Origin of the sequence: Microcystis sp., from assembly GCF_048564745.1 — a bacterium.
GTDB classification, from domain to species: domain Bacteria; phylum Cyanobacteriota; class Cyanobacteriia; order Cyanobacteriales; family Microcystaceae; genus Microcystis; species Microcystis ichthyoblabe_A.
In genome coordinates, this window is the sequence record NZ_JBLZRT010000160.1 from 1 (window position 1) to 9,062 (window position 9,062).

The window sequence follows — 9,062 nt, forward strand, 5'->3', positions numbered from 1 at the left end:
TCGAAAACGGCTTTACGATATTTGGCTGGGAACACTAAATGATATAGCAAAACACTTACATTATGGCTCTTATGGATGTATTCACTCATTTTTCTATTATACGCCGCGAGCGGCGGGGAATTAGACCCGAAGAGATTAAAACAATAAATAATAATTCCAGCAATAAAAATACATCCAACAGCAACTAACCAAAACATAGAGATAACCTATTAATTATCCACGATCTTCCCATTTAATTTGTCTTAAATCAATGGGACTAGGCACAGTATAAGCTTTAGTGCTGTTTCCATGACCACAAGAACTACATTGACAATTATTATATTGCCAACTATCTTCATGGTAAGCTAATCGGTGGACTGAACATAGATAAACTTTTTCTCCAGGCCGAAAGGGTTCTTGACTAATCATATCTCTAATTTCTCCCTGACTTATATCAATCAGAATATTATTAAGATCATCAGGTATAGGAACAACATTTTTGTTAGCCAAAGAAGATGAAGTTGATGGTGACGACTGAGAATTGCTACTGTTCCTACTAGAGCTATTATTGCTAATAGCACCTATTACGATTAATATAGCAAGGATTATCCACCCAATCGGAAACCATGCAATTAAAGCTAGAAGATATATGATACCAAGCCAACCAGAACATCCAGAATTACTGTTATTGTTACTCATAATAATCCCTTCCTGATTCTTTATAATCCCTCCCTGATTCTTTGTAGATGAGAAGTGTTTTTAGTTAGATATTCAATACGATTGGGTATGTAAATAACGCTATCTACACTTTCTCCACTTTTTCCTAAATCTTCTTGATTGGGATTTGAATTGTAGCTATACATAAAGAAAATAAAGCCTTTATCAGCATTCTCGCCGACTGATATAGGAATACTTCTATCTTGGATATTCTTTCCTTGAAAGTAAGTATCAAAATGAGGATCAAAAATAGATCGAGCATCGACGTTATCCATTTTCCGAGATAAATCAATTTCTTGATATTTTAAATTAACCGATTGAATTGACTGTTTTTGTGAGGGTTTAGCGACAAGCAGTTTAACTCTTCCACCACTACCAAGCTTATCCCCACTTTTAAGAACAGAAGACTTAAGATATTCTGGGTGGCTATCGCTTAACTCCCTTAGGTTTTGAAAATCTTTTGATGACATTTCTTCTATGTAAAATTCAAACGGAGAGTTATGTTGTTGACTGTTAAAGATATTCCCTAAACCTAGTAAATTAGCAAGTAGGAGTAGGACAATAACAACAATTCCCAAGAACATCAGAAATTGAATTATATCTATTTTTTTTCTAGGTATTCTTCGATTTTTTGATGATCTATCTTGCCAAGTTATGGCTAAATTTTCAGAGGATATATTAACATTATCATTTCTTTTTCTTTCGGGATAGTCACTTCTCCGATAATAATTATCTGAGTCAGGTCTATCTAATGCTCTTGCTTCACGTTCTTTTCGTAAATTAGCACCAACATTTCCATAAATTTTAGGTTTAATTTGTTGAGCCGTTCTTCCCAGAAAAAATTTCATGTCTTCACGACAGGGATCATAAACAATAGATAAGCACCAAGGATGATAAAAAAATGCCTGTTGCGTGTTCATATCTGTCCCAGACATAAAAGCACTCAGATTAGGATGAGAGTGATACCAACCCACAATATTATCGTCTGGATGTTGTGCCTTAGCATAGTCCATAATTCCTGTCCAAGAATTAGGGGTAAAATCTAAATGTGCGCCTGTGCCAACAGTAGCAGGGGCAGCTACGGCTGCGGTAATATCAACATAGATTCCTAACTCAGTATCTTCATAGGCATTTCCGAAAAGAATTCCCCCTTGTTCAACTCTTAGGTTAGATTTTAAATGAGCTTTTAGATTGCTTAAAGCATCGGCATTAATATATACTCCATATACGCTTTCGCTTTCTTCAGGTTGAAGATAAATTCCTTTTTGTGCCATAAAGTCACGGAGATTTTTAGGAATGGGTTTATAAACATCATCGCTTTCTTGCCAGACGATATTTATTTCTTCTCGGTTAGACATGATAATTTACCTATGGAATAGTGAGCAAAAAAGTTTTTACGGACATTGAGGGCAATCATCTAAGAAAATTGCCCATTCTTTTACCATCTAAACATCAGTCCAACTGATATCAGTCCAACCAATATTAACTTTGAAGGTTTGGGTATCAACGGGGAACCTTGACATATTATTACTAGCCCAAGTTTTTGCTGTACTATTAGCAGGACTGTCTAAATTTAGGACATCTTTAGAGTATTGAATAATTTTGCCAATTCTCAAAACCAACTCGGCTAGGGTTTCTCCCGGTGTCCAATACTCTCCCAGACAAACATCACGATCAGCAAAAACATTAGGATGAAAAATAGGAGTCAAGAATTCCGCGTCGGGTTTTTCTCTAGGATAATTAGTCCCCAGTTTGATTTTTACCTGATGAGTATTGCGATAAACAGGATTATTCCCATTAACTTGTTCTATCCCCTTACATCGGTATTCGATGATATATTCATAGGGAGGATTTCCTGTTTTAGAAATCAGTCTTAAACTGCCACCAGAATTCGCAATTAATTCTGAGACTTGTCGTAAATCATTGGTTAGCCTTGTTTCTCTAACGCCCATAATTAACCTCCCTCTAAGATAGGATAAACTACTAAAAGATCGCCATTTTGAACTCCTGCTGAAGCTAAAGTGCTTGAACCATTTAAGTTTTGCCCTGTACTCTCTAAACGTACTGTATAATCCGTATCAGCAGGTAAATTCCATTTGGATTGAGTAGTAGAAACAATTTGATCTACTGTCAAAGTGGCAGGTAAAGTTACAGCAGCTTTACGGGTTCCATCTGCCATACGAACGGTAACAGATAAATCGCTCATAGTTCCTCCTATGTTGGGCAAAATTGAATTGATATTCGACCTTGGGATGTCTCGCAATGTAGAATCTCGTTATGAGGAAGACATAATTGTTCAAGGTTAATAGGGTTTTGGGTAGTTGCTAAAGAGAATTTATCTAATATCTGAATCTGTCTTTCTTGTTGACAGTTAGGACAGACAATATCTCTTTCAGCAAACTGAGAACGAGGAATGTTGATCGGTTCTTGATCACCACAATTTAAGCATTGCATCCTATCAATGACTTCATTTCGTAGCCAAAGCACCGAATCAGAAAATCCAGACACATCTAACTGTTTAAGAATTTCCTCAACCGTTAAACTTGGTGAATAAGTTAACTTAATACTCGGTTCAAGGGTTAAATCATGGGCTAAACAATACTCTTGACGAGGAATTTTGACCTTAAAGGCATTCCAAGGATTTAAGTTCAGAAAAAGCTTTTCTCCTGCTTCTAATACCCCCTCTTTTTGGTGTAAATAAAGTAAAGCCTGTTGAACTTCCATTGCCGCAATAATGGAAGTAATTGTCGCAGTTGTGGGTATTGATTTCTCTGGGAGATCCCGTTTTAAACCTTGACAAGAATATCGCTGGTTTCGGCGTTTCCACATCCGATCTGTAATGGTACATTCATAACAAGCAGCATCGGTGTTAGGATCGAAGAAACTGATTTCTCCATTAACCACACCAATTCCCCCATTAATCCACGGAATCCCCGCACGATAGGCCATGTTATTAATTGCCCAACGAGCATTAATACTGTCTAAACAACCAATAATAATGTCATGTTCCCGCACATTCCCGACACCAAGATCAAACTCTAAATCTCCCTGAATTGCTCTCACTGATATGTCGGGATTAATCTCTAGTATCATGCGACGGGCAACTTCGACTTTAGGCTGATTTACGTCTGACTCTCTAAATAAAACAGAACGAGTCAAATTAGTAATTGATACAGTATCAAAATCAATGACAGTGATGTGACCAACGCCAATTAAAGCCAGATTTTTCAGTACCTCATTCCCTAAAGCACCCGCCCCAACAACTAATACGTTTGCACGGGTAAGTTTATCTTGATTCCACCAATCGATTAGGCCATGTCGGGAATATCGTTCATCTGGCGGTAGAGATACATCAGTCCATTCCATATACTCTAAGAACACTGAGAAATATAGGCTGTTTACTGATTTTATTCAGTGCCTATACTGATATACTACTCCATGATTTCAGAAAAACATCAGGGTAAATGCTAACAAATATCAGATTTTTTACTAAGATGCTATCAGGAGTTTATCAGGATGTAACAACAATGCACAATGAGCCATTTACTCAAGCAGCGCAACAGTGGGACTTACAAACCCTCTACGCTGATCTCACCTTCGCCAAAGGAAAACCCCTAACCCCTGTGGAAAAAACTCATCTGCGTGGCCTACTGTGTGGCTGTAGTCCCTCAGAAATCGCTGAAAAACTCCATAAAAACCCTAACGGGGTAGAGACGGATCTTTGTGCTACGGTGTATCGTTATGTTAAGAATTTACTGGATAAGAATAACGGACGTATTGATAATTGGCGTAATATTACCCAATGGTTAGAAGAAGCAGGTTATAAACATCCTTCTGCTGAAATTCCCATTAATAATGTATTACCTGAACAAAGCGTTGTTAATATTACTAATATTAATTATGAAAATAAACAAATTGTTATTCATTTCAATCTTGCCATCCCTACCTCAAATAATATGCGTAGTTATCAAAATGAATCAGAAAAAAGTCAAGACGCTGAGAAAATGGATACTTGATTAAGCGTTTGAATGATGATCCTGTTCATAATCAGGGGAAAACTTCCGGGGAAGAAATTAGGAAACACCACCCAGACGGGCATATTCTAAAATTGACTGGCTAAGAGCATCGCGATCATCGCGGGTGAGATAATAATTCCGGCCGCCGATATCATTAAGAAACCGCAGTAGGGCAAGACAAGCGGACTCTAGATCCGCTCTGCGTCGGGCAGCCGCTAAAGCTTGTTCAGAGGTGGCATAAACTAGGCAATCGCTAATTCCTTCGCTGCCATCCACTCGCCAACATTGAAAAGAATAACCCTGCATTTCTAGGATCAATTCAATCTGCCAACCGTGATAGTCAAATCGCGTGTAAATCATGTCAAGCAGCCCCGTTTAGGAGAGGAAAGTCACAGGTTTGACCGATCTGATTGTCTAGAAGCCCTGCACCTGTCTAACTTTCTAATTTAATGGATGATTATGGAAACCCTCTGCAAACTTCGTGCAGATTTCGTGCAGAAATGATTTTGTCCACTGTCTAAAGGCAGATATTACTTTAAACGATAACCAAGACCGTGAACGGTTTCAATAAAGTCTTCCGGCGCACCGAGGGATTTTAGCTTGTGACGAAGACCGCGAATATGGGAAGTAACGGTTTCCTCGGCCGGAGAATCGTCCAAAGACCAAACTCGCTCAATAATACCCGATCGACTTAAGACCCGGCGCCCATGGGTAACAAGTAATTCTAAGAGAGCGAATTCCTTGGGGGTGAGGGAAAGAAATTGACCGTTATAACTGGCCTCGTGGGTACTGGGATTTAACTGCAAACCCCCCCAAGATAATAAAATACTGCTGGTGCTGCTACCGCGTCGGATCAAGGCCCGAATCCGCGCCATTAATTCGCCCAAATCGAAGGGTTTAGTGACATAATCATCGGCCCCTGCGTCTAATCCGTCGATTTTATCGATTACCGTATCCCTTGCGGTTAATAATAGGACGGGAACGGTGGCATTAGCAAAGACGGGATGATGGGATTCCGCTCGTCGCAGACGTTGACAGAGCAAAGTTCCGCTTAATTTTGGCAGGGTGACATCGAGAACTAAAAGGTCATATTTGCCTAATTCTAGCCAATTCCAGCCTTCTTCTCCGTCTCTAGCCACATCGACAACGTATTGTCGCTCGCTCAAGGCCTCTCGCAAAATCTCGGCTAGTTGCATATCATCTTCTACTACTAAAATTCGCATGGTCTAGAGTTGACACTCCCGCTGTCAAGCTGACGCTGTGACGGGGGATTCTTGATTCACAGAAACCCGCTTTTCGGTACAAGTACCAACGAGTCTTACAGTTTCTCCCCAAGCTTGAAATTCCGACTGTCCATCGGTATTTGTTGACAGTATTCTCATACCTTCTTCCCTTAAATTCTTAGCGGCGTTTTCATCTCTATCGTGCTGCGTCTTACATTCTGGACAAATCCATTCACGAATACTGAGAGTCAACAAATCATTTTTAAATCCACAGCAAGAACAGAGCTTTGTACTCGGATAAAACCTGTCAACTTCTACAAGTTTTCCTCCCTCTCTTTCTAGCTTGTAATCCAAGAAATTAAGCAACATACCAAAACCAGCGTCATGTATTGATTTGGCTAATTTAGTCCTTGCTAACCCTTTAATATTCAGATTCTCGGCTACAACGATTTGGTTTTCATCGCATAACTTTCTGGAGAGTTTATGAAGAAAATCCTGTCTAGTATTTGCTATCTTTTCGTGAACCTTGGCTACCTCCTTAATGGCTTTTTGGCGATTATTAGACCCCTTGGCTTTACGAGACAATGCTTGTTGTCTCCGCTTTAAACGTTTAGCATATTTTCTGGTAGGTTTGATTGGGTCAATCTTGTAGGTTGTTTCACCATCAAAAACCGTAACTAAAGAAGATAAACCTAGGTCTATCCCTGATATTTTTAGTTTTTCAATGCTTGTTGAGTCATCCATCTCAAACAAGATGGCAGCAAAATATTTATCTGTACTGGTTTTAGAAACAGTTACGGATTTAATCTTACCATTTATTACTTGAGAAATCTTAGCTTTTACAACCCCTAATTTAGTTAGCTTAATTCCCTTATTTCTAATTGAACAACTTTCAGGATAACGGATTGATTGTTTTTTGTGCTTACTTTTAAATTTAGGGAATTTTGTTCTTTTTGAGAAGAAGTTCTTAAAAGCAGATTCTAAGTTTTTCAATGATTGCTGCAAGGTAGCGGCAGTAGCCTCAGCTAACCATTCAAAATCCAGTTGTTTCTTGAGTTGGGTAAGGTCTTTTGCCATGTCACAGTAGGTCATTCCTTTACCAGTCTCTAGGTACTGATTGTTAGTTTTATTTAAGTAGTAATTCCAAACAAAACGGACGCAACCAAAGTTTTTAGCTAAGGCTAGTTCCTGTTTTTTGTTTGGGTATATTCTCACTTTTAAAACATTTAACATCAGCCTGACCCTATCTGTGCTATCTTTTCAGTATAACACTTACCGCTTAAATATGTCAAGCTCATACATACCTTGAGAATCAAGCCTTTCCTTATTAGGAAACGCTGTCGCGTTAGTTTAGATTCTGGGGGCAATTCATCTCCCGTTAATTTCTGGTATATTTTTAATTAAGGGGAAATTTAACGGGAGTCCTCTTGCTCCATTTAGATAGAGTAAGCTGGAAATAGCGTCGGTTAACTTCTGATGAATTGGCTCAAACAAGGAAAATGGATCGCGGGAGGTTTCGGGCTAACTGTCTTATTGATGGGAACTATTAGCCTAGTTTCCTATCGCAATACCCTCGCCCTGCGTCAGCGCGCTGCTGAGGTGGAAGTTACCTACGAGATCATCGATAATCTCAGTAATCTTTACGCTAACATGGCGGTGGCCGAATCGGGAAGACGGGGTTATATCAAAACTGGCAGCCCCAGTGAATTAGGCCGTCATCGTCGGGCGATCGCTTTGATGCAATCTAACTGGCAACTCCTGGCCAAACAATTAGAAAACGGCACGGATTTCGAGCGGGAAATGGTGACTCAGATCGGGGATTTAATGTATCGGCGAATTGCTCTATTTAATCAATCGATCGCTACCTATAAATTTGATCGATCCGATGATATTTCTCAAGATGCAATCACGGTTAAAAGTGTCGAAGTCCGGGATAAGTTTCAAAATCTTCTTACCTATTTACAAGCTAGTCAGAAAAGAAATTTAAGAAGTAGCATCGCTAGTTCTAGGGATAGTATTAGCGAAAATTCTCTGTTGGGTTTACTGGGAACTTTTACTAGCTTTGGGATTATTTGCGGAGTTTATTTTTTAGTTTTTTGGCAAGAGAAACGGCGACAAAAAAGTGATGAAATTCACCGGTTATTACTACAGGAAAAAGAACTTTCCGATCTAAAAATTCAGCTTTTTTCTATGATATCCCATGAGTTCCGAACTCCTTTAACCGTGATTCTTTCCGCCTCGCAGTTATTAGAAAATGGCTTAAAAGATGCAGAACAGTCGAGCAGAAAAAACCTATATAGAATCCAGTCTTCTGTCAAACTAATGAATCAATTTTTAACAGATATTTTGATTTTAACTAGGGCAGAATCTGGCAATCTCAGTTGTCAACTAGAGCCGCTTGATATTGAAGCTTTTTGTTTAAATTTAGTCGAGGATTTTCAATTTATCAATAAAAATAATACGCCGATTAAATTTGTCAGTCAGGGATTGATGATCCGTCCCTATCTAGATGAGAAACTGCTCTACTCGATTTTAAGTAATTTACTCTTAAATGCGATTAAATATTCCCCCACAGGAGCAGGGATTAGTTTGATTTTGGGGAAAGATAGCGATCGCATTGTTTTTCAAGTCTGGGATCACGGTATCGGCATTGCCGAGGAAGATAGAGGTAAGATCTATGAACCCTTTTATCGGGGTCAGAATGTGGAAAATATTATCGGCACGGGATTGGGGTTAGCAGTGGTTAAAAAATGCGTCGAACTCCACCGTGGCGAAATCGCCCTAGATAGCCAAGTGGATAAGGGAACAAGCTTTACCGTCAAACTGCCCATTTCACCCTAGTTCCAGCTTGAGCGGCCAAAAGATTACAAAATGTAACTTTCTTTCTTCCGAAACAGGACGAAAGCAACGAAGAATTTTTAAGTAAGTAGTTATAATTAAATTGAAGATAGATTTTGCCTCTCCCCCCTGCCCCCCTTGATCTATCCCTTATAGGGATCTTTCTTAACAATTTTTTCAGTAAGCACTCCAACCCTTATCCTGACTTGATTTCAGTTTTTTCCTTGTCAGTAAGGGTGTCAACAAGGAATATTACAGATTGTTAACCGAGTCTTGAAAGCCTTGTGCT

General features: G+C 39.1%; 10 protein-coding genes and 1 pseudogene. 2 read left to right on the forward strand and 9 right to left on the reverse strand.

The features are described from left to right. The 6 genes and pseudogenes from ACOCD9_RS17665 to ACOCD9_RS17690 all read right to left on the reverse strand — a co-directional run. Positions 1-197, reverse strand: a pseudogene (locus ACOCD9_RS17665) (hypothetical protein); the annotation flags it as partial. A 16-nt stretch (positions 198-213) separates the two neighbouring features. Continuing rightward, a complete protein-coding gene (locus tag ACOCD9_RS17670; RefSeq protein ID WP_002792223.1) occupies positions 214-678 on the reverse strand; it encodes a hypothetical protein in 465 nt (154 codons plus the stop codon). A 20-nt stretch (positions 679-698) separates the two neighbouring features. Next, positions 699-2,054: a Mov34/MPN/PAD-1 family protein gene (locus tag ACOCD9_RS17675; protein ID WP_149107241.1), complete on the reverse strand. Its 1,356-nt coding sequence runs from the start codon at positions 2,052-2,054 to the stop codon at positions 699-701. An 87-nt stretch (positions 2,055-2,141) separates the two neighbouring features. Beyond that, positions 2,142-2,648 carry a ubiquitin-conjugating enzyme E2 gene (locus tag ACOCD9_RS17680; RefSeq protein WP_149107242.1) on the reverse strand — a complete coding sequence of 169 codons (507 nt, stop codon included), beginning with the start codon at positions 2,646-2,648 and terminating at the stop codon, positions 2,142-2,144. Positions 2,649-2,650: 2 nt separating this feature from the next. Further along, positions 2,651-2,902, reverse strand: coding sequence for an EsaB/YukD family protein (locus ACOCD9_RS17685; protein WP_419548077.1), 252 nt, complete (start codon positions 2,900-2,902; stop codon positions 2,651-2,653). 8 nt (positions 2,903-2,910) lie between these two features. Continuing rightward, the gene (locus ACOCD9_RS17690; RefSeq protein WP_159249893.1) at positions 2,911-4,062 is read right to left on the reverse strand and encodes a HesA/MoeB/ThiF family protein; all 1,152 of its coding nucleotides are present in this window, start codon (positions 4,060-4,062) and stop codon (positions 2,911-2,913) included. 161 nt (positions 4,063-4,223) lie between these two features. On the opposite strand from ACOCD9_RS17690, the gene ACOCD9_RS17695 reads away from it, so the two are divergent. Further along, positions 4,224-4,712, forward strand: a complete 489-nt coding sequence (locus ACOCD9_RS17695) for a helix-turn-helix domain containing protein (RefSeq protein ID WP_104396738.1) — start codon at positions 4,224-4,226, stop codon at positions 4,710-4,712. Between the two features lie 57 nt (positions 4,713-4,769). Here the strand turns inward: ACOCD9_RS17695 and ACOCD9_RS17700 are convergent, their stop codons facing one another. The 3 genes from ACOCD9_RS17700 to ACOCD9_RS17710 all read right to left on the reverse strand — a co-directional run bounded on the left by ACOCD9_RS17700 (position 4,770) and on the right by ACOCD9_RS17710 (position 7,168). Next, positions 4,770-5,072, reverse strand: a complete 303-nt coding sequence (locus ACOCD9_RS17700) for a hypothetical protein (RefSeq protein WP_419548078.1) — start codon at positions 5,070-5,072, stop codon at positions 4,770-4,772. 170 nt (positions 5,073-5,242) lie between these two features. Beyond that, positions 5,243-5,935, reverse strand: coding sequence for a response regulator transcription factor (locus ACOCD9_RS17705; RefSeq protein WP_419548079.1), 693 nt, complete (start codon positions 5,933-5,935; stop codon positions 5,243-5,245). Between the two features lie 24 nt (positions 5,936-5,959). After that, the gene (locus tag ACOCD9_RS17710; RefSeq protein WP_419548080.1) at positions 5,960-7,168 is read right to left on the reverse strand and encodes an RNA-guided endonuclease InsQ/TnpB family protein; all 1,209 of its coding nucleotides are present in this window, start codon (positions 7,166-7,168) and stop codon (positions 5,960-5,962) included. A 243-nt stretch (positions 7,169-7,411) separates the two neighbouring features. On the opposite strand from ACOCD9_RS17710, the gene ACOCD9_RS17715 reads away from it, so the two are divergent. Further along, positions 7,412-8,776 carry an ATP-binding protein gene (locus ACOCD9_RS17715; protein ID WP_419548081.1) on the forward strand — a complete coding sequence of 455 codons (1,365 nt, stop codon included), beginning with the start codon at positions 7,412-7,414 and terminating at the stop codon, positions 8,774-8,776. Positions 8,777-9,062 lie beyond the last annotated feature (286 nt).